At 71.4% G+C, this 21,744-nt stretch carries 24 protein-coding genes; 10 read left to right on the top strand and 14 right to left on the bottom strand.

Annotation, left to right across the window (positions count from 1 at the left end):
- Position 1: 1 nt before the first annotated feature.
- Positions 2 to 661, bottom strand: coding sequence for a DedA family protein (locus tag AB0I23_RS22790; protein ID WP_359111756.1), 660 nt, complete (start codon positions 659 to 661; stop codon positions 2 to 4).
- A gap of 155 nt (positions 662 to 816) precedes the next feature.
- A complete protein-coding gene (locus AB0I23_RS22785) occupies positions 817 to 1,254 on the bottom strand; it encodes a DUF4442 domain-containing protein (RefSeq protein ID WP_359111788.1) in 438 nt (145 codons plus the stop codon).
- A 167-nt stretch (positions 1,255 to 1,421) separates the two neighbouring features.
- Here AB0I23_RS22785 and AB0I23_RS22780 point away from each other — a divergent pair, with 167 nt between their 5' ends.
- A complete protein-coding gene (locus AB0I23_RS22780) occupies positions 1,422 to 2,459 on the top strand; it encodes a hypothetical protein (protein WP_359111755.1) in 1,038 nt (345 codons plus the stop codon).
- A 63-nt stretch (positions 2,460 to 2,522) separates the two neighbouring features.
- Positions 2,523 to 3,827, top strand: coding sequence for an MFS transporter (locus AB0I23_RS22775; protein ID WP_359111754.1), 1,305 nt, complete (start codon positions 2,523 to 2,525; stop codon positions 3,825 to 3,827).
- Here the strand turns inward: AB0I23_RS22775 and AB0I23_RS22770 are convergent.
- The 5 genes from AB0I23_RS22770 to AB0I23_RS22750 form a co-directional block, all read right to left on the bottom strand.
- Positions 3,789 to 4,634: a spermidine synthase gene (locus AB0I23_RS22770; protein ID WP_359111753.1), complete on the bottom strand. Its 846-nt coding sequence runs from the start codon at positions 4,632 to 4,634 to the stop codon at positions 3,789 to 3,791. The two genes, AB0I23_RS22775 and AB0I23_RS22770, sit on opposite strands and share 39 nt — an antisense overlap.
- Positions 4,635 to 4,656: 22 nt before the next feature.
- Positions 4,657 to 5,502, bottom strand: coding sequence for a patatin-like phospholipase family protein (locus tag AB0I23_RS22765; RefSeq protein WP_359111752.1), 846 nt, complete (start codon positions 5,500 to 5,502; stop codon positions 4,657 to 4,659).
- A gap of 68 nt (positions 5,503 to 5,570) precedes the next feature.
- The gene (tuf, locus tag AB0I23_RS22760) at positions 5,571 to 6,740 is read right to left on the bottom strand and encodes an elongation factor Tu (protein ID WP_359111751.1); all 1,170 of its coding nucleotides are present in this window, start codon (positions 6,738 to 6,740) and stop codon (positions 5,571 to 5,573) included.
- A 93-nt stretch (positions 6,741 to 6,833) separates the two neighbouring features.
- Positions 6,834 to 7,001 (bottom strand): hypothetical protein, encoded by a 168-nt coding sequence (locus AB0I23_RS22755; protein ID WP_359111749.1) that lies wholly within the window; start codon positions 6,999 to 7,001, stop codon positions 6,834 to 6,836.
- A gap of 83 nt (positions 7,002 to 7,084) precedes the next feature.
- The gene (locus AB0I23_RS22750) at positions 7,085 to 7,480 is read right to left on the bottom strand and encodes a DNA alkylation repair protein (protein WP_359111748.1); all 396 of its coding nucleotides are present in this window, start codon (positions 7,478 to 7,480) and stop codon (positions 7,085 to 7,087) included.
- 49 nt (positions 7,481 to 7,529) lie between these two features.
- On the opposite strand from AB0I23_RS22750, the gene AB0I23_RS22745 reads away from it, so the two are divergent.
- Positions 7,530 to 8,243 carry a TVP38/TMEM64 family protein gene (locus tag AB0I23_RS22745; protein WP_359111746.1) on the top strand — a complete coding sequence of 238 codons (714 nt, stop codon included), beginning with the start codon at positions 7,530 to 7,532 and terminating at the stop codon, positions 8,241 to 8,243.
- Positions 8,244 to 8,466: 223 nt separating this feature from the next.
- Positions 8,467 to 9,339 carry an undecaprenyl-diphosphate phosphatase gene (locus tag AB0I23_RS22740; protein ID WP_359111745.1) on the top strand — a complete coding sequence of 291 codons (873 nt, stop codon included), beginning with the start codon at positions 8,467 to 8,469 and terminating at the stop codon, positions 9,337 to 9,339.
- Positions 9,340 to 9,480: 141 nt separating this feature from the next.
- Here AB0I23_RS22740 and AB0I23_RS22735 read toward each other — a convergent pair whose 3' ends face one another.
- The 3 genes from AB0I23_RS22735 to AB0I23_RS22725 all read right to left on the bottom strand — a co-directional run bounded on the left by AB0I23_RS22735 (position 9,481) and on the right by AB0I23_RS22725 (position 12,759).
- On the bottom strand, positions 9,481 to 10,119 hold the full coding sequence (locus AB0I23_RS22735; protein ID WP_436846985.1) for an HAD family hydrolase: 639 nt from the start codon (positions 10,117 to 10,119) through the stop codon (positions 9,481 to 9,483).
- Positions 10,120 to 11,001: 882 nt separating this feature from the next.
- On the bottom strand, positions 11,002 to 11,832 hold the full coding sequence (locus tag AB0I23_RS22730) for an SDR family oxidoreductase (RefSeq protein WP_359111741.1): 831 nt from the start codon (positions 11,830 to 11,832) through the stop codon (positions 11,002 to 11,004).
- 102 nt (positions 11,833 to 11,934) lie between these two features.
- Positions 11,935 to 12,759 (bottom strand): hypothetical protein, encoded by an 825-nt coding sequence (locus AB0I23_RS22725; protein WP_359111740.1) that lies wholly within the window; start codon positions 12,757 to 12,759, stop codon positions 11,935 to 11,937.
- A gap of 501 nt (positions 12,760 to 13,260) precedes the next feature.
- Here AB0I23_RS22725 and AB0I23_RS22720 point away from each other — a divergent pair.
- The 3 genes from AB0I23_RS22720 to lnt all read left to right on the top strand — a co-directional run bounded on the left by AB0I23_RS22720 (position 13,261) and on the right by lnt (position 16,461).
- Entirely contained in the window at positions 13,261 to 14,124 is an 864-nt protein-coding gene (locus AB0I23_RS22720) for a universal stress protein (RefSeq protein ID WP_359111738.1), read from the top strand.
- Between the two features lie 102 nt (positions 14,125 to 14,226).
- Positions 14,227 to 14,727 (top strand): nuclear transport factor 2 family protein, encoded by a 501-nt coding sequence (locus tag AB0I23_RS22715; RefSeq protein WP_359111736.1) that lies wholly within the window; start codon positions 14,227 to 14,229, stop codon positions 14,725 to 14,727.
- Positions 14,728 to 14,835: 108 nt separating this feature from the next.
- Complete coding sequence (gene lnt, locus AB0I23_RS22710; protein WP_359111735.1) at positions 14,836 to 16,461, top strand: apolipoprotein N-acyltransferase; 1,626 nt, start codon at positions 14,836 to 14,838, stop codon at positions 16,459 to 16,461.
- Here the strand turns inward: lnt and AB0I23_RS22705 are convergent.
- The 3 genes from AB0I23_RS22705 to AB0I23_RS22695 form a co-directional block, all read right to left on the bottom strand.
- Positions 16,456 to 16,803: a hypothetical protein gene (locus tag AB0I23_RS22705; RefSeq protein WP_359111733.1), complete on the bottom strand. Its 348-nt coding sequence runs from the start codon at positions 16,801 to 16,803 to the stop codon at positions 16,456 to 16,458. The genes lnt and AB0I23_RS22705 overlap by 6 nt on opposite strands.
- A 93-nt stretch (positions 16,804 to 16,896) precedes the next feature.
- Positions 16,897 to 17,796, bottom strand: coding sequence for a Gfo/Idh/MocA family protein (locus AB0I23_RS22700; protein ID WP_359111731.1), 900 nt, complete (start codon positions 17,794 to 17,796; stop codon positions 16,897 to 16,899).
- A 179-nt stretch (positions 17,797 to 17,975) separates the two neighbouring features.
- On the bottom strand, positions 17,976 to 19,187 hold the full coding sequence (locus AB0I23_RS22695) for an FAD-dependent monooxygenase (protein WP_359111729.1): 1,212 nt from the start codon (positions 19,185 to 19,187) through the stop codon (positions 17,976 to 17,978).
- Positions 19,188 to 19,263: 76 nt separating this feature from the next.
- Here AB0I23_RS22695 and AB0I23_RS22690 point away from each other — a divergent pair, with 76 nt between their 5' ends.
- From AB0I23_RS22690 to AB0I23_RS22680, 3 genes are all read left to right on the top strand, one after another.
- Entirely contained in the window at positions 19,264 to 19,962 is a 699-nt protein-coding gene (locus tag AB0I23_RS22690) for a TetR/AcrR family transcriptional regulator (RefSeq protein WP_359111726.1), read from the top strand.
- Between the two features lie 5 nt (positions 19,963 to 19,967).
- Positions 19,968 to 20,480, top strand: a complete 513-nt coding sequence (locus AB0I23_RS22685) for a DinB family protein (RefSeq protein ID WP_359111724.1) — start codon at positions 19,968 to 19,970, stop codon at positions 20,478 to 20,480.
- A 129-nt stretch (positions 20,481 to 20,609) separates the two neighbouring features.
- The gene (locus tag AB0I23_RS22680) at positions 20,610 to 21,056 is read left to right on the top strand and encodes a hypothetical protein (RefSeq protein ID WP_359111723.1); all 447 of its coding nucleotides are present in this window, start codon (positions 20,610 to 20,612) and stop codon (positions 21,054 to 21,056) included.
- 103 nt (positions 21,057 to 21,159) lie between these two features.
- Here the strand turns inward: AB0I23_RS22680 and AB0I23_RS22675 are convergent, their stop codons facing one another.
- Positions 21,160 to 21,645, bottom strand: a complete 486-nt coding sequence (locus tag AB0I23_RS22675) for a hypothetical protein (protein WP_359111722.1) — start codon at positions 21,643 to 21,645, stop codon at positions 21,160 to 21,162.
- Positions 21,646 to 21,744: the final 99 nt, after the last annotated feature.

The following is a 21,744-nucleotide window of genomic DNA, read 5'->3' as shown; positions in this document are numbered from 1 at the left end:
CTCAGTCCGCTGCCGGTACGGTCCCCGCCTCGGCCACGGCACGTTCGGCGGACTGTGCCGCCGCCTTCTTGGCCCGGCTCTTGAGGACCAGCATCGAGGTCATTCCGATCAGCACGGCGACCACCAGGCCGAGCCAGGAGAAGCGCTTGAGCCAGGCCTCGGCGACGACTCCGACCGAGTAGACGACGGCCGTGGTGCCGCCCGCCCAGACGATGCCGCCGAGCACATTGGCGATCAGGAACTTCCAGTACGGCATGCGCAGGACGCCGGCCAGCGGTCCGGCGAAGATACGCAGCAGCGCGACGAAGCGGCCGAAGAACACCGCCCACATGCCCCACTTCTGGAACGACCGCTCCGCCATGGCGATCTGGTCCTCGCCGAAGTGCTTGGGGAACTTCCCGCCGAGCCGGGCGAGGAGCGGCCGGCCGCCCTTGTGGCCGATGGCGTATCCGATCGAGTCCCCGATGATCGCCCCGGCGGAGGCGCAGGCGCCGAGGATCACCGGGTTGATGCCGCTGTGTCCGGCGGCCAGCAGCGCCGCGCTGACGAGGACGATCTCGCCCGGCAGCGGAATGCCCAGGCTCTCCAGACCGATGACGACGCCCACCAGGACGTACACGCTGACCGCGGGGACTGTCTCCAGCCACTCCTGGATGTGCAACGCCGGTTCCTCCCGTGCTGATGTGCCGTCGTCCGCCGGGCAACTCCTCGGCGCACGGCGGGCAGCCTACCTGTCCTGCCATCTGCCCGGACAGCACGATGGGCCGCCCCGCACCCTCGATGGGGTGGGACGGCTCGACTGGGGCGGGAGACCCCTCAGGCGTTCGGGCGGAGCGTCCACACGACGGTCATCTCACCGGTGACAGCGCCGTCCGCACGCCGGATCTCGATGGCGACGGGGAATTCGGGCCGCTTGCCCGCGTCGAGTTCGGCGACGACCTCCGCCACCGGTCGGCCGAGGGTCGCGGTCGCGGTGACGACGCCCATCGCGAGCTTCTTGTAGCCGATCTCCGCCTTCACGGCGAGCGGGACGGCGCGGGACATCTGGTCGCCGAAGGCGGCGATGACGATCGCGCCGCTGGCCGACTCCGCGAGCGTGAACATCGCTCCGGCGTGCGGTCCGCCGACGTGGTTGTGGTAGTCGGCCTGGTCCGGCATCCGGACGACCGCGCGCTCCGAAGTCGCTTCGAGGAACTCGAGGTTGAGGCTCCTGGCCATCGGAACCGTCGCGAGGAGCATGTCTCCGACTGTCATCTGTTCAGTGCTCATGGAGCGAAGGTTACTCATGGGTAGGGGTGTTTGGCCATCCCCGGATCGCGCCTGCGCGATCCCCCTCGGCATCCGCGTGACCACCGCCTTGACCGGTCCTTCGCGGGGGCGGGCGTAGTCGACGGGCCACCGTCCCTCTATGGTTACTCGCCATGTGGCCAGGACAGCAGCCGCCCGGGGGCGAGCAGAACCCGCAGGACCAGAATCAGAACCCGTATCAGCAGCCGGGGTACCAGCAGCCGAATCCCTATCAGCAGCCGGGATATCAACAGCATGGCCAGCCGGGGCAGCAGCCCGGATACCCGCAGCCGAACCCGTACCAGCAGCCCACAGTGCCGCAGTACGCGGTCTCGGGCCCGCCCGGTGCACCGCAGCCCGGGGGCGACGACAAGAAGAAGACGACCGTCGTCGCGATCGTCGCAGCCACCGCCGTGGTCGTGGCCGCCGTGGTCACCGGCGTCGTGGTGATGAACAAGGACGACAAGGGCGGCAGCGACGTCGCCGGCGGCGGGCCGTCGTCGCCCGCGAAGCCGTCCGCCGACACGTCCTCCGCGGTGCCGAACCCGCGGACCACCGACGGAGACGCCAAGCCTCTCGTCGCCGGCTGGAAGGTCGTCACCAACCCCAAGTGGGGCACCCAGTTCGACGTACCCGGTGACTGGGAGGTCGGGTCGCCCGGGACGTTCTCGTACTTCGAGGACGACAAGAAGGGCGACGGCTCGCCACTCATCGGCTTCTCCGCGCCGGCGTACTTCCAGAAGAAGTGGTGCGTCGACGACGACGACAAGAACGGCACCAAGGAGGAGTACAGCCTGGCCAGTGCGGGCACCCGCGGCGCCGAGGGCGCCACGGACGCCGACGCCAACGCCCACAGCGAGGCCGGGACCTGGGCATGGGCCGCCTACGCGCAGCACATGCCGCAGAAGACCATCAAGTTCACCAAGGCGAGGAAGTACACCACCCAGTCGGGTCTGACCGGCAGCCTCGTGACGGCCACCGCCCCGAACGTCACCAAGAAGAAGAAGTGCGACTCCGACGGCAAGACATTCGCCTTCACCTTCAAGAACAAGAACGGTGACTTCTCCTCCTGGGTCCTCTACGGTGCCGACTCCGTCAAGGACGAGCTCCCGGACGCCACGATCATGAAGATCCTCAGCACGGTGCGGCTGACCGATGTCACCGGCTCCTGACATGTTCCACCTGCTCCGGTAAAGCATTTGGCAGGGCGGGGGCCCGGCAGCGATAGTTCCTCGGTGACTCCTGTCGGCATCCCCCGTCCCCGTATACGCCGCCCTGCCTGGGCCGGCCGCAACTACAGTCTGCTGACCGCCGCCGCGATCATCACCGGCCTGGGTACCCACGGTGCGTTGATCGCGGCGGCGTTCGCCGTTCTGCAGTCCGGTGGCGACGGCGGCGATGTCGGCCTGGTGGCAGCCGCCCGTACCGCGCCGCTGGTGCTGTTCCTGCTCATCGGCGGCGCCATCGCGGACCGGGTGCCGCGCCACCGGGTGATGGTGGCGGCGAACGCGCTCAACTGTGTCTCGCAGGCCGCGTTCGCCTGGCTGGTCCTGGCCGGCGACCCGAAGCTGTGGCAGATGATGGTGCTCACCGCGTTGTGCGGCACCGGGCAGGCGTTCTTCAACCCGGCGGCCGAGGGCATGCTGATGTCCAGTGTCAGCGGCGAGCAGGCCGGCCGCGCCTTCGCACTCTTCCGGATGTCGATGCACGGGGCCGCCATCGGTGGTGCGGCGCTCGGCGGCGCCATGATCGCGGCAATGAACCCGGGCTGGGTGCTGGCCGTCGACGCGGCGGCCTTCGCGGTGGCCGGTGCGCTGCGCGCCTTCCTGGATGTCGCCCACATCCCGGCGCGGGAGCCGGGCGGCGGGCTCCTGTCCGATCTGCGCGAGGGCTGGCAGGAGTTCATCGGCCGTCCCTGGCTGTGGTCGATCGTGGTGCAGTTCTCGGTGGTGGTCGCCGTGGTCGGTGCCACCGAGTCGGTGTACGGGCCACTGGTCGCCCGGGACGAGTTCGGCGGCGCCCGTCCCTGGGGATTCGCGCTCGCCGCGTTCGGGGTCGGCACGCTGTGCGGGGCGCTGCTGATGATGCGCTGGAAACCCCGGCGGCTCCTGCTCGCCGGGACGCTCTGCGTCTTCCCGCTGGCCCTGCCGTCGGCGGCGCTGGCGGTGCCGGTGCCGGTGGCCGGGCTCAGCGCGGTGATGTTCGTCAGCGGCGTGACCATCGAGGTGTTCGGCGTCTCCTGGATGACGGCCCTGCATCAGGAGATCCCGGAGGAGAAGTTGTCGCGGGTATCGGCGTACGACTGGTTCGGATCGGTGGCGATGCTGCCACTGGCCACCGCGGTCGCCGGTCCGGTGGAGGACCTGGTCGGGCGTGGTCAGGCCTTGTGGGGCTGCGCGGCGCTGGTCGTGCTCTGCACGGGGGCCGTGCTGTTCGTACCCGACGTACGCAACCTCACCCGCCGGGCCGCGACCGTCGAAGTCGTGTCCGGGAAGACGCCGTCAGCCGATACCGAAGGCACCCTCGGGCGGCTCGGGTGAGGCGACGGCGTCGGCGTCCCGGACCGGCCGCGCCGCGCCGATGAGCCGGGCCAGCGCGTCGCCGTGCTCGACCCGGGCGGGGAAGACGTCGGCGGCGCAGCGACGGGCCAGGGCCGCGGTGTCGAGGGGGCTGCGGGAGGCGACCAGGACGTGGTTCCCGAAGCGCCGGCCGCGCAGCACCGCCGGTTCTGCGATCAGTGCGAGCTCCTCGAAGACGGCGGCGCAGTTGGCCAGTTGCGAGCGGAGGAATGCGAAAGGTGCGCCGTCGGCGAGGTTGGCGGCATAGATGCCGTCGTCCCGCAGCGCCCTCCCGGCCGCCTGCGCGTACTCGACGGAGGTGAGGTGCGCGGGCACGCGCGATCCGCCGAACACGTCCGCGATCAGGACGTCTACGGTGCCGGGCGGCGTCTGTTCCAGCAGCCTGCGGGCGTCGGTGCCGTGCACGGTGATACCGCTGTCGTCGGGGAGTGGCAACTGCTCGGCGACCAGGGCGAGCAGGCCCAGGTCGGCCTCGGCGACGACCTGCCGGGACCCCGGCCGGGTCGCGGTGACATAGCGGGGCAGGGTGAGGGCGCCGCCGCCGAGGTGGAGTACGTCGAGGGGGGCGTCCGGTTCCGCGGCACAGTCCAGGACATGGGCGAGCCGTCGGGCGTACTCGAACTCCAGGTGGACCGGATCATCGAGGTCGACATACGACTGGGGTGCGCCGTCGACCGTGAGCAGCCAGGCCCGGTCCCGGTCCACGTCGGGGAGGAGTCTGGCGGTGCCCTGGTCCACGTCTCGGATCACGGGTATCGGCTCGTTCACTCCCCCATTGTGGGGTGCCGGTTCAGCTGCCGACGACCGCGGCGACCGCTTCGGCGTGCGCCGCGGACTGTGCGAGTCCGGCGCGGGCGGCGGCCGCCCGGCGGCTCGGGTCGAGGGGGTTGCGGCCGAATGCCTTCTTGGCGGCCGCGTCCGGGGTGATGACCGCGACCCGGGCACCCTTCGCTTCGAGGTCGGTGGCCTGGGACCGGGGGGAGATGATCACCTTGTTGCCACTGGCCGTCGGCGCGATGACGACGACGCGCTCATACCCTGCGGCCAGATGGGCGTTGGCCGGGGAGTACACCCCGCCGTCGATCCAGCCCTGTCCGTCGATGGTGGCGACCGGCCAGACCGCGGGGACGGCGCAGCTGGCGGTGACGGCGTCGGCGAGCGGGATACCGCTGTCCTTGTCGAAGACGTGGAGTTCACCCGTGTCCGCGCGGACGGCGGTGATCCGCAGCTGCCGCTCGGGCCAGTCGGGCGACAGAAGCCGGCCCGCGATCAGCTCCTGCCGTTCGGCCGCGGTGATTGCGGTCCGGGTCTCCTTCGCCATCCGGGCCAGCTTCTGCCCGTACGCCTCCGGGGTACGGGAGGTCAGCACCGCCCGGGCGTAGCGCATGAGGGTGGCGGTGCCGAGCTTCCCGCCGAGCTCGCCCTGCGGATCGGCCAGCTGACGTGCGTACAGTTCCGGGAGGCCGAGCAGTCCGGAAGCGAGCTGAGCGCCGACGAGGGCCCCGGCGGAGCTTCCGATGACGAGATCCGCGGTGGACAGGTCCACGCCCGCCTCGGCGAGCCCGTGCAGGATTCCGGTCTCCCAGGCGCCGCCGGTGCCGCCGCCTGCTCCGAGTACCAGTGCAATGTCTGCCATGCCGTCAGTCTCGCGCATGACGCCGGGTCCGCTTCCCGTGGGGTCGGGAGGCGGACCCGGCGCCCGGATCAGAGCAGGCCGGTGACGGTGCCCGCGCCGACCGTGCGGCCGCCCTCGCGGATCGCGAAGCCGAGCCCGGCCTCCAGCGGGGTGTCGCGGCCCAGTTCGACGGTCATGGTGACCGTGTCGCCGGGGCGCGCCACCGCCGCTTCGCCGAGGTCGATGTCCCCGACGACGTCCGCGGTACGGATGTAGAACTGCGGCCGGTAGCCGGTGGTGACCGGCGTGGTCCGGCCGCCTTCCCGCGCCGACAGGACGTACACCTGCGCGGTGAAACGGCGGCTCGGCGTCACGCTGCCGGGCGCCGCCACCACGTGGCCGCGGCGGACCCGGTCGCGCTCCACCCCGCGTACGAGCAGCGCCACGTTGTCACCGGCCTGCGCGGACTCCATCGGCTTGCCGAAGGTCTCCAGGCCGGTGACGACCGTCTCGATGTCCGCGCCGAGCACGGAGACCCGGTCGCCGACACGGACGGTGCCGCGCTCGACGGCTCCGGTGACGACCGTGCCCCGGCCGGTGATGGTCAGGACGTTCTCCACCGGCAACAGGAACGGCGCGTCGGTGTAGCGCACCGGCATCGGTACGTACGTGTCGACGGCGTCCAGCAACGCCTCGACGGACGCGGTCCAGCGCGGGTCGCCGGCCAGCGCCTTCAGGCCCGAGACGCGGACGACGGGGACGGTGTCGCCGCCGTAGCCGTGTGCGGAGAGCAGCTCGCGGACCTCCAGCTCGACCAGGTCGGTCAGCTCCGGGTCGCCCGCGTCGGCCTTGTTGAGGGCGACGACGATGTGGTCGACGCCGACCTGACGGGCGAGCAGGACGTGCTCGGCGGTCTGCGGCATGATCCCGTCGAGCGCGGACACGACGAGGATCGCGCCATCGAGCTGCGCTGCGCCGGTGACCATGTTCTTGACGTAGTCGGCGTGGCCGGGCATGTCGACATGCGCGTAGTGCCGGGTGTCGGTCTCGTATTCGACGTGCGCGATGTTGATGGTGATGCCGCGCTGCGCCTCCTCCGGCGCCCGGTCGATGCGGTCGAACGGGACGAACGTGCCGGTGCCGCGGTCGCTGAGGACCTTGGTGATGGCGGCGGTCAGGGTGGTCTTGCCGTGGTCGACGTGGCCCATGGTGCCGATGTTGAGGTGCGGCTTGGTGCGCACGTATGCCGTCTTGGGCATGGCTCATTCCTTGGAAACTCGAAGCTGAGAGAGAAGACCCCAGGGCCCCGCCGACCCTCCCCTTACGGGGTCCGCCGGACTGTCGGGGGAGGGTCAGCTTCGGGCGCCGCCGATGGGCGCCGCGGCAGCGGTGAACGCTGCTGCGTCGACTGCGGCTGCTGCCGCGGTGATCGCGGTGACAGCAAGGAAGGAAGGGATGACGGCAGCCTTCGGCGCGTCCGCGACTGCGGACTGCGCTGCGAGGAAGGCGTACCGGAACATGGGTCCGATCATGGCCCACGGCCGCGGCCCCGTCGAATGGTTTTCCGCCGGGCCCGGGAAGGGGGTTCGGCGCCGACCGTGCCTCAGAGGTGCTTCATGGCCTCGCGTACGGACAGCGGCGAGAGCCGGTCCCGGGCGCTGTCGACGAAGTCCCGTACGGCACGCGGATCGGTCTTGGCGTACTCGCGCAGACACCAGCCGATCGCCTTGCGGACGAAGGAGTCGGGGTGGTCCGCCCGGCGCAGGCAGTAGCCGAAGAGCCGTTCGGTGTCGGTGGCGTCCAGGACCGTGCGTGACAGGGCCCGGCGCTGCGGGGTGGGGATGCCGAGGAACGGGGCGACGTGCTTCATGTGCGCGGCGGCGGAGGCGTCCCGCCCGGGATCGGCGGCCGTGGGGTGGAGGATCGTCAGACGCGCCGGCACGGTGTCGGTGAGCTCGCTGGACGGCACGCCGGGAGCGGCTTCGGCTGCGGGGCTCATACGGTGCACATTACGGCGATCACCAGCAGATGTCGGTTACTCTCCCCGAATGCTCGACCCCGTCCCCACCGCTCCGCCCGCCCCCGGCCTCGCCGTGCGCTGTACGAGGGCCCTGCTCTCGCCCTGGTCCCGGTTCTCGCTGCTCGTGACCGTGCTGCTGGCCGCCGCGGCGACCATGCTGCTCCTCGATCCCCAACGCCTCCTGGCCCATGGCCGGCCGGCGGAGCTGAGCGGCGGCGGCGCAGCGGTCCTGCTGTTCGGCCTCGCGTACGGCGTGTCCACCGTGGCGTTCGTGCCGCGGCCGCTCCTCAACGTCGCCGCGGGTGCGCTGTTCGGGTCGCAGGCCGGTCTGGCCGCCGCCCTGGCGGGCACGGTGCTCGGCGCGGGCATCTCGTTCGGGCTGGGCAGGGTGCTGGGGCAGGACGCGCTCCGGACGCTGGTCCGCGGGCGCTGGCTGAAGGCGGCGGACGGACAGCTGAGCCGGCACGGCTTCCGTTCGATGCTGGCGCTGCGGCTCTTCCCGGGGGTGCCGTTCGCCGCCGCCAACTACTGCGCCGCGGTCTCACGGATGGGGTATCCGCCGTTCCTGGTGGCCACCGGTCTCGGCTCGATCCCGAACACCGCGGCGTACGTCGTCGCGGGCAGCGAGGCCTCGTCCCCGACGTCGCCCGCGTTCCTGGCGGCGATGGGGTTCATCGTGCTGACGGGCGTCGGCGCGACCGTCGTCGCCTGGCGCAAGCGGCACCGCCTCGCCTCGGACTGAGCCCGTCCGCGGTCCGGTGCCCCTCTGACACCGCTGGGGGTCGGCGATGGGTGCGGGGGCAGTCGTACCCCTGTTCACCCAAGGGCGATACGCTGCCCGCGCACCACAGACGATCACCGGGCCCGAGGTGGCCCGTCGCCCATATGACCGCAATCCGCACACTGTCGACGGCCCTGGAGGCCGTCGTCCGATGCACGATCACTTCCGGGATGGCCAAAGCCCCATGAGCTGGTTCGAATCGTTCGTCCTGGGCCTCGTTCAGGGACTGACCGAGTTCCTGCCGATCTCCTCCAGCGCGCATCTGCGGCTCACCGCGGCGTTCGCCGGCTGGCACGACCCGGGTGCGGCGTTCACCGCCATCACCCAGATCGGCACGGAGGCCGCGGTCCTCATCTACTTCCGGAAGGACATCGTCCGGATCATCTCGGCCTGGTTCCGCTCGCTGACCAACCGGTCGATGCGCAGCGACCACGACGCGCAGATGGGCTGGCTCGTCATCGTCGGCTCCATCCCGATCGGCGTCCTCGGCGTGACTTTCAAGGACCAGATCGAGGGCCCGTTCCGCGACCTGCGGCTCATCGCCACCACCCTGATCGTGATGGGCATCGTCCTCGGCATCGCCGACCGCCTCGCCGCCCGCGACGAGGTCGGCGGCAAGCACCGGGCGATCAGGGAGCGCAAGTCCCTCAAGGAACTCGGTGTCAAGGACGGACTGATCTTCGGCTTCTGCCAGGCAATGGCCCTGATTCCCGGTGTCTCCCGCTCGGGCGCCACGATCAGCGGTGGTCTGCTGATGGGCTACACCCGCGAGGCCGCGGCCCGCTACTCGTTCCTGCTGGCGATCCCGGCAGTGCTCGCCTCGGGTGTCTTCGAACTGAAGGACGCGGGCGAGGGGCACATATCCTGGGGGCCGACGATCTTCGCGACGTTCATCGCCTTCGGTGTCGGATACGCGGTCATCGCCTGGTTCATGAAGTTCATCACGACCAAGAGCTTCATGCCGTTCGTCATCTACCGCGTGCTGCTGGGCCTGGTGCTGTTCGCCCTGGTGGCAGCCGGTGTGCTGAGCCCGCACGCGGGTGAGTCGGCGGGCTAAGGGCTGTCGCATCGGCACTCCGGTCGGCGGGGGCCAGCAGCGAGGCGGCCTCCGGCCGCTCGGCTCCGGTGCTGGACCGCAGGGCGCGGGCCGGCTCGCCGATGAGGTCGGGGGCGGCGCGGGCGAGCCTGTTCGGTTGCATCATTCGTTGATGATGCCGGTCAGCTCGGTGAGCGAGTTGATGGACCAGTCCGCCATAGTGCGGACGTCGGGGTCGTCGGCCCACCAATTCCCCCACGGCCCGCGGCGAAGGTGAGCGGGCCGCAGCCCGGCGGACTTGGCGGGGAACACGTCGTTGGCCGGGTGGTCGCCTACATACACCGTCTCCTGAGCGGCGGCCCCGGACTCCTGGAGCACCTGCTGGAAGAAGGCCTCTTCCGGTTTCGCGACACCCCACTCCGCCGAGGTGACCACCAGGTCTGCGGGCAGGTCGAGGGCCCGCAGCAAGGCGCCGGCCTTCTCCGACTGGTTCCCCGCGACGATGACGCGGACCCCGAGCCTGCGGAGTCCCGCCAGGGTCGGCCGAACATCCGGGTAGAGGTCCGTCTCGTCGAGGTGCTCGCCCCGGCCGGCGGCTTCGCGCGCGCGGTACTCGGCGGCGATGTCGATGCCGGGGCGGAGGATCCTCAACGCGTCGGCGTTGTCGCGGCCTTGGGTGACGACGGCCCCGACGAGGGCACTGACGGTATGCCGTGGGACGTCGAGCCAGTCCGCCCAGGACGCCCAGTAGCGGTCGTCCCGGGTGAGCGTTTCTCCGATGTCGAAGACAATGGTCTCAATCACCGTGCCGAGCCTACGCGGGGTCGTTCGTCAAACCGGCCTCATGGCCTGTTCGCATGTCCCCACCCCCCATCGGGCCCTCCTCCGTGCACTCCATCGCGGCTGCGAATGTGGCGATCCGCCTTGTGGGAACGCCCGGGTGGACGTCTGTTGCCGGAGGGTGCCGCGGAGCATGAGCGGCAGCCGGAGGAGTGGGCGGCCACTGTTCGGACCGATCTGGTTCTGGCGGCGTGAGCTGCAGCTGACGGTCAGCGCCGCCCGTTCACGATCCGGCTCGTGGCGTGGGTGAGGAGACAGGGCGAGGGTAGTAGCCGCTGGAGATGGCGGCAGAAAGCGGCCGTGCTGCCCCTGTGGCCGGGTGCAGGCCCTTCGACCAGAAACTGGGAGTCGTGCACCAAGTCCCCTGGCCCCGGCGCGGCGTTGAAGGGCCGGCCGGTCGAGTTCACCGCAGTGACGTACGAGGAGTCATGCCCGTGGACATGAAGGTGCCCCTCTCCCGCTCAAGGGGGAAAGGGGCATTTTTCATTCGGTTTCGGCGGGAGGCAGGTCGGGGGGCGCTACGAACAGACCCGCGTATTGAGGCCGCGGCGGCTCGACGCGGCCGAGTGTGCCCCCATCCGCAGCACTGTCGTCCACGCGCCGCTGTACCTGGCGCGGCGGGTTTTCAGCCATCAAGTCTCCTGTACATGGATGTTGCAGTGAGGGCGCCGAGGCCGAGGAGGCCGTTGCCGGTGCGCGGGGCCGGTGCATCCGCACCATCCTGGCGGCACACCAGCGCATCCGGATCATCCGGCGGGGCCTGCAGAGAGTATCCCTCAGGACAGGTCCGGCCATCGGTGCCGCCCCCTCGACTGCCCCGCGGCCGATGGGGTGGTCCAGGGGTCAGTGTTCCTGGGCCGTCGGGCGCACCATGATCTCGTTGACCGCCGCGTGCGGCGGCTGAGTGACCATGAAGGCGATGGCCCGGGCGATGTCCTCGGCGTCGAGCCAGGTGCTCTGCGGCAGATCACGCGCGGCCGCGAACCCGGCGCCGGTCGACATCTCCGTCGTGGTCATCCCCGGCTCGACGAGACCTACCCGGACACCGCGCCCCGTGACCTCCTGGCGCAGGGCCTCGCTGAATGCTCCGACCGCGTGTTTCGTCGCCGAATAGACGCTGTTGTTCTTACGGGCCACCCGGCCCGCGACCGAGCTGACGTTCACCAGGTCGGCGACCCGGCGCGGGCCGTCAGCGGCCGCGCGCAGCAGGTGCGGCAGCGCTGCCTGCGACATGTGCAGGACGGCCTTGAGATTGAGGTCGACCATCCGATCCCATTCCTCGGGGTCGCCTTCCTCCACGGCGCCGATTGCCACGTATCCGGCGTTGTTCACCAGCACGTCCAGCCGTGCGAACCGGTCCGCGGCGTCCTCCACGGCGCGACGGGCCTGTGTCGCCCCGCGGAGGTCGGCTGTGAGGGCGACGCACGAGCCGCCCCGGTCCCGGATCGCGGTGGCCAGTTCCTCCAGCCGGTCGGCTCGACGGGCGACCAGCGCGAGGGCCGCGCCACGCCGGGCCAGTGCCAGGGCGGTGGCCGCCCCGATGCCGCTGGAGGCGCCGGTCACCAGCGCCACGCAACCGGACAGCGCTGCGTCGGCCGGTTCGGCCGCGCCGGTGACCACCGCTCCGCCGGCCGCGGCCCCGGCATTCCCACCGTTCGCATCCGTCGCGCTCATGATCACCTCTCGCGGTCAGCCCGGGCCCGTTGCCCTTTCCGCAGCTTGCATCACGGGCTGCGGATCCGCCTCCTCACCGCCCGGCTGCCGGCACCGCCGTCGTCAGTAGGCGATGACCGCCCACACCAGTGCCCCGCCCACGGCGGCCGCATAACACCCCACGGCGGCGCGGACGACGGTACGACGGGTGCGGGCGCTCCACGAGGTTCTGTCCAGCGCTCCGGCCAGCAGGGGCAGCACCAGGATCGCGTGCAGACTCACTCCGTGCAGTGGCTTCACCGATGCCGTGGAGTCGTAACCGGCCAGCTGATGGCCGGTGCGTGTCAGATAGACGCCACGGGCGATCATTGCCGCTCCGGACAGCAGCCCGACGACCAGGATCGCGAAACCGGCCCGAAGGGCGAGCGCCATGCCCGTCGGTCCGTCCGGGCGCCGGAGGAACGAGGCAACCGCGAGGGTGGTGAGGATGACGACCAGCGCTCCCCCGCCGACGGCCAGCGTCATGGAGACCGCTGTGTCGAAGGGGGTCTCCATGTTGAAGTGGGACGGTACGCCGCGCCACGCCTGGAGCGTGATGCCGCCGACCTCCAGCACGCAGTCGACGGCGAACAGCGCGAGCAGCACGGTACGCGTACGGGGGCGTACGCGCAGGTAGGACGCCACCCAGCAGAGCGCGATGAGCGTCAGTCCGAACGAGACCCCGAAGGTGACGGGCTTGCGCCAGGACACCGAGCCGTCCCAGGAGCCGCCGTCGACGGCGAAGACGATCAGATGCAGCAGCCCGGATACGACGAGGAGCGCGCCGGTCGCATAGCAGAGGCGCTCCACCGGGCGCCCGTTCCGCCGCACGGGCGCGGTCGGCAATGAGCCGGCTGCGCCACTGCGCACCGGCTCTGTCGTGGTGGCCACTGCGGGCTGGTTCTCCATGACCGGAGCATCCCCCGGGGGGCGCCCGGCGTCGTCGTCCATCCGGAGGCACCTGTTGTACGCCCCGCGAAGTACCGGTCGTCGTGCAGCGGTTGACGGTCGAGGAGGACCACGAGTACGGCAGCGTCCCGCACCCCGACCCGTGCCTCGCCGAGCAGACCGAGGGGCTCGCCGCGGCCCTGTGAGGCCGCCGGGCCCGCGGGCCGGACGCGCAACCGGCCGCGCGTCGTGCCGGTGCCCGCCCCGGCCGCCGCGGAGCAAGCCCGGCCGGCGACCGGAACCGCCACGCGGGCTCCTGCCGCAGCGCCGGAGAGCGACCGGGCCGTAGCGTACGGAACAGGTCCCGGCGTGGTGCGGGACCGGCCGCCCACCCGGCACCGGGAAGCTGCCGGTCCCCAACCCGCCGGGCCCACACCGGGCAAAAAAGGGCCGAAAGTCCCTGCCGGATGCTGCGTTGGCGTACCAGCCTGGGACATGCACCGCCGGACTCTGGAGGACTCCATGACCACCACCGAGCTTCCCGTGATCGCCGCCGTCGACGGCTCGTCGCACAGCTACGAGGCCCTCGACTGGGCCGCTCGCGAAGCCGTCCGGCGAGGACTTCCGCTGACGATCGTGCATGCCCGGATCCCCACCCGGCGTACCGTCCAGGAGGCGCAGCAGCGCACGGCCGAGGAGCTGCTCACCGAGTCCGTACGACGGGTGTCGGTGATCGCTCCGGACCTGCACCCGTCGATCCTCACCCCGCTCGACTTCCCCGTGGCCACGCTGACCGCGCTCAGCGGGAACGCGTCGCTGCTGGTGCTGGGCTCCCGCGGTCTGGGCGGATTCCGGTCCCTGCTGATCGGCTCGAACAGTCTGGCGACGGCCTCGATGGCCACGTGCCCGGTCGTCGTCATCCACGGCGCTCGGGGGGACGAGGACGCGGTGGACCCGGCGGAGACGTTCCCGGACGTCGTTGCGGGAGTGGCTGCCGACGAGAGCAGCGAGGCGGTGCTGGACTTCGCGTTCGAGGCGGCAGCCACCCGGCCCGGCGCGCGGCTGCGGATCGTGCACGGCTGGACGATGGTCTCGTCGATGCTCTCCGGCGGGCCCGTCTTCGACCGGGACGCCGCGGCGGGCGCCGCCGAGCGGACCCTCGCGGAGCTCACCGCAGGCCGCCGCGAGAAGTACCCGCAGGTCGAACTCGTGCAGGAGCCGGTGCACGGCTCCGCGTCACGCACCCTGGTCACGGCGTCGGCGACCGCCGCGCTCACCGTGATCGGGCGGCGCAAGGGTGGCGAGGCGCTCGGGTTCGGGCTGTCCCCGGTCGCGCAGACGACTCTCACGCACGCACTCGGGCCGGTGGCCGTGGTCCCCTGCTGAGGCACGCACAGGGCCGGGCTCCGGGTGTCCGGATCAGGACCTGACCGCCGCCGCGCGCGCACGGCCCTTGGCCTCGGCGGTCGGCGGGCACACACTGACCGGATGACGCAGCGCGTGGCTCTCGCGACCGTGATGGACCAGCTGTCCATCGATGCAGTGATCACCGGCTATGCGGTGGCAGTGGACGACAGCGCCTGGCACGACTACGGGGAGCTGTTCACCCCGGACGGCCGCGCGGACTACCGCAGCGCGGGCGGCATCGAGGGGACCGCCGCCGAGGTCGCGCAGTGGCTCGCGGAAACCATGCGCCTCTTCCCCGTACGACAGCATCTGGTCGTCAACCGCCGGCTCGACCTCCAGGACCTGGGCGGCTACCCCGGCGACCGGGCCGAGGTGCAGGCCGACTATCTGAACCCGATGCGGCTGCGGAGCGCTCCGGACGACGGTGCCACCGGGGCCGCGGACGCCACCACCGCACCGAACTTCGTCTCAGGTGGCCGGTACGCGTTCGGGCTGGTGCGTACGGAGATCGGCTGGCGGATCCGCAGCGTCGTCGTCCATGAGAAGTGGCGCAGCCTCACCGGGGAGCTCGCCCCGGGCTGATCCGCGCCTCGGGCTCCGTTCCCCCTCTGGCCGCGGCTGTTCCGCTCCCCCCACACTGGGAAAGAAGGAGGGTGACACTGCTCACCGGGCAGGACGAGGAGGCGCGGTATGCGGATTCCGGCCGTTCGGCGTGAGCAGGGGGAGCGGTTGCTCCGGTCGCCCTGGTGGCGCGGTGGTGCTGCGCTGCTCGCGGGGGCACTGCCCGCGCTCGCCTTTCCCGCCCCGGCTCTGTGGTGGTTCGCGTATGTCGCGCTGGTGCCGTGGCTGCTGCTGATCCGGTCGGCCGGTACGGGCCGGCGGGCCGCGCTCGACGGCTGGCTCGGCGGTACGGGCTACCTGCTCGCGGTGCACAACTGGCTGCTGCCGAGCCTGCACGTGTTCCTCGTGGTCCTGGCGGCGCTCCTCGGTCTGCTCTGGGCGCCGTGGGGACTGCTGGTCTCCCGGCTGCTGGGCGGATCCCCGTCCGCAGCGCGAGTCGCCGCGGCCCTGATCGTGGTCCCGTCCGGCTGGCTGATGATCGAACTGGCCCGCTCCTGGGATGCGCTCGGCGGCCCCTGGGGGCTGCTCGGCGCAAGCCAGTGGCAGGTACCCGTGGCACTCCGGGTGGCATCGGTCGGAGGGGTGTGGCTGGTGAGCCTCCTGGTGGTGGCGGTGAACACCGCGGTCACCCTGCTGCTCGTGACGTCCGCCGCCCGGACGGCCGCGGCGGTCGGCATCGTGGTGGGCGCGCTGGCAGTGGGCGCGATATGGAGGTGGGCGCCGCAGCCGGAGCCCGCGGGAGCGGCCCGGATCGCCGTCGTACAACCGGGTGTCGTCGAAGGGCCGAACAGCGTGGAGCTGCGTTTCGCACGCAGCGAGCAGCTGACCCGCACGCTGGTGGGCCGGCAGCTCGAACTGGTCGTCTGGGGCGAGAGCAGCGTCGGCGAGGATCTGTCGCGGCGCCCGGATCTCGCAGCCAGGATCGCGAAGCTGTCACGCGAGGTCGGCGCGGATGTGCTGGTCAATATGGATGCCCGGCAGACCGGCGCCTCGGGCCGGACGGGGATCTTCAAGAGTGCGGTGCTGGTGGGGCCGGACGGCCCGACCGGGGATCGCTACGACAAGATGCGTCTGGTGCCGTTCGGAGAGTACATTCCGGCTCGTTCGATGCTCGGCTGGGTGACGTCGCTGGGCAAGGCGGCGGGCGAGGACCGGCTGCGCGGGACCCGGCAGGTGGTGATGTCCGTTCCCGAGCCAACGTCCCCGGTGTATTCCTCCCGATCCCGGGCCGGAGCGGAGCAGCTGCGCATAGGTCCGCTGATCTGCTTCGAGTCGGCGTTCCCCGACATGAGCAGGCGGCTTGCCAGGGACGGGGCGCAGGTGCTGATCGCCCAGTCGTCGACGTCCACGTTCCAGCACAGCTGGGCACCGGCCCAGCATGCCTCGCTGGGCGCCCTTCGGGCGGCGGAGAGCGGCCGCCCGATGGTGCACGCCACGCTCACCGGCATCAGTACGGTGTACGACGCGCAGGGGCGTCGCATCGGCACCTCTCTCGGTACGGACACCAGCGCGGCCGCCGTGTTCGACGTACCGCTGGCCACCGGCACCACGCTCTATGTCCGGCTGGGCAACTGGCCGGCGCAGGGTGCGCTCGGGGTGCTGGCGGCGTTCTGCGCCTATGAGGGTGCGCGGTCCCTCCGGCGGCGGACCTCGGCGGAGCCGGTCGGTGCGGCCGCTCCGGCGGGCCGGCTATGACGGGGCGTTGACGGAGACGATGTGCCCCTGTGCGTCGACGGTGAGGGCAACCCGCTCGACCTTGTTCGTCACGGCCAGCGCCACCCACACGGCGCCCCACAGAAAGCAGCTGAACACCATGAGCAGAGCGTGCAGCACGTGGTTCAGCGGCTGCCCGCGGACCATGACGACCTGCGTCTCGGCGCGAGACTCCACCCGCCAGCCGCTCGCGATCCGCTGATTGACCGCCCAGTCCAGGATCAGGGCGCGCTGAGCCGTATCGGGTGGCCGTCCGTCCGCCGAGTAGTAGCCGGGCGGCGGCTGGAGAGCACCCCACCCCCGTGGCTCGTCGTGGGGCTTCACCAGGTCACCTCCACGGGCCGGCGGTCCATCCCCCCCAGCCTGCATCCGGCCCGTGCGGGACGCATCCGGACCCGCCCTGACCAGCGGTTTCCGCTACGCGCAGTCCAGGTCCCGCAAAATGCGCTCGCACAGCTCGTGCGTCTCCAGCGCGTCCCGTGCGCTCAGCGGCTTCCCTGCGCGCACGGCGTCCAGGAAGGAAAGCACGCACTGCTCGATGCCGCGCTGGCGGGCCACCGGCACCCAGTCACCACGCCGCCGCAGACTCGGCTGTCCCCTGTGGTCGATCACCTCGGCGAGGTTGACGACCTCACGCTTGGAGTCCTGCCCGGAGACCTCGAGCCGCTCCTCCGTCGAGCCGCTGAGCCGGTTCATCGCGCCGATGGCGGTGAATCCGTCGCCGGACAGTTGCAGCACGACGTGGTGCATCAGGCCTTCGCGGATCCGCGCTGTGACGACGGTGTGCTCGACCGGCCCCGGCACCAGGAAGCGCAAGGTGTCGACGACATGGATGAAGTCGTCGAGCACCATGGCGCGCGGTTCCTCGGGCAGGCCCACCCGGTTCTTCTGCATGAGGATCAGCTCGCGCGGGTGCTCGATGCACTGCGCATAGCCCGGGGCGAACCGCCGGTTGAAGCCGACGGCCAGGCTGACGCCGCGTTCTTCGGCACGGTTGACCAGCCGCTCGGAATCGGCGAGTTCGTAGGCGAGCGGCTTGTCCACGTACGTGGCCACACCGGCCCGGAGCAGGCGGTCGGTGATCTCCGGGTGCACGGAGGTCGGGGCGTGGACGAAGGCGGCGTCCAGGCCCTGGGCGATCAGCGAGTCGAGCTCGGTGTGGCACTGCTCCGGCGGGATCCGGTGGGACGCGGCGACCGCGGCGAGGGTGGCGGAAGTACGGGTCTGCAGATGCAGTTCGACCCCGGGCAGGGAGGTGAGGACCGGCAGATACGCCTTCTGCGCGATGTCGCCGAGCCCGATGCAGCCGACCTTCACTGGGGTCTCCCTCTGACTAGTGCCGTGACCGGCAATGTTTGCCCGGAAGGAGCGTCGTCCGGTGCGTGCGATCGCAAGGCGGCCGGAAGTCCTTGTAGCGGAGCTACCAGGGCTTTTGGCCAACGCGGCGAGCGTGCGTGCTGGGCGGCGCGACGGGGCAAAGCTTGCCGGGAGGGGCACTAGCGCTGTGTCATATGCATGCCCTTCGCCCGGGCAGCATACGTGTGCTGCGGCGGCTGCCAGTCCGCGATGCCGTCGAAGGTACGCAGCACCAGGGCAGGTCCGAGCCGGGACACGGCGGACATCAGCGTGTCACGCACCGCGACGGCCGGGGTGCTGGTCAGGCGCATCAGGCGGGCCACCTGGGCGGCCTTGCGGACAATGGCGCCCGTCCGGGGGACCCGGTCCGCGCTGTACGCGGCGAGCGCCGTCCCGAGGTCGGCGTCGGGCGCCGCGTGGTGGGAAAGCACGATTCCGTCCTCGATGGCCTGATTGCCGCCCTGCCCGAGACTGGGTGTCATGGCGTGGGCGCAGTCGCCGACCAGGACGGTCCGGCCCCGGTGGAACGCGGGCAGCGGGTCGATCAGATGGTGCACATCGTTGCGGAGCACCTGGTCGGGTTCGACGGCGGCGATGATCCCGGGGATCGGGTCGTGCCACGCGCCGAAGCGACGCAGCAGCTCGGCCTTCTCGCCGTCGGCGGCCCGGGCTCCGGCAGGGGCGACCGCGGCCGCGTACGCGTAGATCCGGCCGTCCTTGAGCGGTTGGGTGCCCCAGAGGGCGCCGCGGCCCCAGGTCTCGTGCGGGGCGAAGGGCTGCTCGGGCGTGGGGACGACGACGCGCCACGTGGTGAAGCCGGCGTACGACGGCCCGGGGTGATCAGGGAAGAGCTGTGTGCGTACGGCCGAGTTGATGCCGTCGGCTGCGATGACGAGGTCGGCCTCGAGGTCCGCGGTGGGCGTCCTGACCACGGCGCGGGCGCCGCCCGCAGTGCCCGGGTTCACGAGTTCCGCCGTCGTTCCGGTACGGATCACGGATGCGGGCAGCTCGGCCGCGAAGGCGTCGATCAGGGTCGCGCGGTGCAGCAGGACGATCGCTCCGCCGAACCGCTCGGTCGCCGCCGCGCTGTCCGTCCGGGAGATCCAGCGGCCGCTCGGACTGCGCATACCGCCGTCGCCCTGCCAGGCGGCCAGGGACCTCATCCGGTCGCCGAGGCCGAGGACGTCCAGGGCGCGCTGCGCGTTGGGGGCCAGGCTGATGCCTGCGCCGACGGGCTCCAGCGAAGCGGCCCGCTCCAGGACGGTGACCTGCCAGCCGCGCCGACAGAGGGCCACGGCAGCGGTGAGGCCGCCGACTCCGCCGCCGATGACGACCGCACGGGGCTTGTCCATGACTCCTCCTCGGAACTACACCTGTAGTAACGGAACCAACGTACTACAGGTGTAGTCGCAGCGGTAGGTTGATCCCATGGCCACCAGCACCACACACACCGGCGGCGCCTCCCGGGCGGATCTGATCGCCGATGCCGCCCTGGCGCTTCTCGCCGAGCGCGGGATGCGAGGGCTCACCCACCGGGCGGTCGACGAACGCGCCGGACTCCCCCAGGGCTCGACGTCCAATTACGCGCGCACCCGGCAGGCTCTCCTGGAGGCGACGGTGCGGCGCCTGGCGGAGCGTGAGGCGCGGGTCCTGGCTCCGGGCGAAATCCCGATGCCCGCGGCCGGGGGCGGGGGCGGACCGGAAGACGAACAGGACGCCGGGGCCGGGCCGCCCCACGACGTCACCGCGCTCGTCGGCAGCCTCGCGACGGCCCTGCACCGATACCTGACCCGCCACCCCCACCTGCTCATCTGCCGCTACGAACTCGCCCTGGAGGCCACCCGGCGGCCGGAGCTCCGGACGTTCTACGACGCGACGGGCGGACAGTTCCGCGAACCCCTGGTGGCGCTGATGACGGCAGCCGGTTCGGCCGAGCCCGAGCGGCACGCCCTCTCCCTGGTGGCCTGGTGCGAAGGGCTGATGTTCTCGTGCGCCGCAGGGTCGTACCACCGGTCTGTGCCGACCGAGGAAGAGCTGCGTACCGGCTTCGCCGAACTGCTGCGCGGCATGCTGACACCCCCCGGCGAACAAACATCTGGTCAGGTCGTGATCACTGGGAAAGAATGAGCGGCATGACCGCAGACGAACGTTCCGAACCCGCCATCACCGCCGCCGAACGCCCGATGCTCGAGGGCTGGCTCGACTATCACCGTGACACGCTCGCGCTGAAATGTGGGGGGCTCGCCGACGCCCGGCTGCGGGAGGAGTCCGTACCGCCGTCGCGGCTCAGCCTGCTCGGGCTGGTACGGCACATGGCGGAGGTGGAGCGCCATTGGTTCCGCAACGTCATGGCCGGCGAGGACACGAAGTCGCTGTACTGCACCGACGAGGACCAGGACGGCGACTTCCATCCCACCGAGGCGGACACCTGGGAGGAGGCCGGGGTCACCTGGCGGGCGGAGATCGAAGCGGCCCGGGAGATCGCCGCGAAACACGGGCTCGACGATCTGTCCGTCGGCCGCAGCCGCAAGGGCGAGCAGTTCAACCTGCGATGGATCTACACCCACATGATCGAGGAGTACGCGCGGCACAACGGCCACGCCGATCTGGTCCGGGAGCGGATCGACGGCGCGACCGGCGACTGACCCACATTCCACGCCGCCCGGCGGGCAGACGCCGCCGGCTGGGGCGTTGCGCTGACCGGGGTCACTCGTGAGGGCCAATCATCACCGGCCCACTCCCCGGCGCCCTGCCCGCACGTCAGAGTTGGCCAGGTGCAGCGAACCAGTATCACCGTGAAGCTCCTCGTCGGCGTGGCAGTCACTGCCGTCACCGGCTGTGTGTCCGTGGAGCCCCGGCCGGGCATTGCCCCCCGGCCCGAGACCAGCAGGCCCGTCCAGGACCTGGCGCCCCAGATCGTCGGGCCCCCGGTCCGGGACACCCTGGAGACTGTCCCCGGCCCGAAACCGTCCCGGAAGACGCCCGACCGGCCGCCGAAGGCGCCGTCGGACACCCGACGCACTGCGCCACACCCCCCTCAGCAGCGGGGGCACGCCGGCGTGCCCCGGCCACGTCATGCTCCGCCCGCGGTCGTGCGGGTGCCGAAGCCGCCGGCCGCCCCCGTCACCGGGGCGAACGTCTGCGCGCTCGGCCGGGACTACGGGGGATGGTCCGCGGGCAGCCCCGAGTCCCGGATCTGCGAGGACACCTACGGCCACTGAATGCCCTGGGGGTCACGGGATCCCACCGGGATCCGTGACCGACGCGGATCGTTGCGGCCCGCCGCCGGCGGACAGGCCGCAACGATCCGCGACAGACCCCGGCTCACAGCTCCCGAAGCCGCCGCTCCAACCGGCCGATCGCCGCGCGCACCCCTCCCCCGTACCCGTCGTCCACCCCGTCGACCGCGAGAACCTCGGACGCCTTGCGGGCCCGGTCCAGATGGACCCGGGCCGCGTCGGGGCGCTGGAGCTTCACATAGTCCGCCGCGAGGTTGATGTGGAGCGAGGGGTAGAAGGCCCGTACCACGAGCGAGTCCCGGTGTTCCGCCACGCGCCCGCCGGAGAGCCCCTCGGCGGCGTTCAACGCCCGCAGGTCCCACGCCAGTTCGTCGCCGGGATCGTCCTGCGTGTCGGCCATGTAGTGCGCGAGGGTACAGCGGTGCAGGGCGTCACCGTCCTCACCGATCTCCGCCCAGATCACCCCGAAGCGGTTACGGGCCTCTTCCCGGTCGCCGCCGTGAAGCAGCATGATCGCCTGGCCGATCCTGGTCATGACGGCATCCGTCGACGCCTCCTGCTGCTCCATCACCGCGGTCTCCCTCGCATATGTCCAGCCGTTCCCGGTTCACCCCGGCCGACGTCGATCGGGCCCGGTGGAGCCCGTTCCATTCCGGTCACGGCGACGCTA

The organism is Streptomyces atratus, from assembly GCF_040655115.1.
Taxonomy (GTDB): domain Bacteria; phylum Actinomycetota; class Actinomycetes; order Streptomycetales; family Streptomycetaceae; genus Streptomyces; species Streptomyces atratus_D.
Note: the sequence above shows the minus strand (reverse complement) of the source record. Positions and strands in the feature narration are given on the sequence as shown.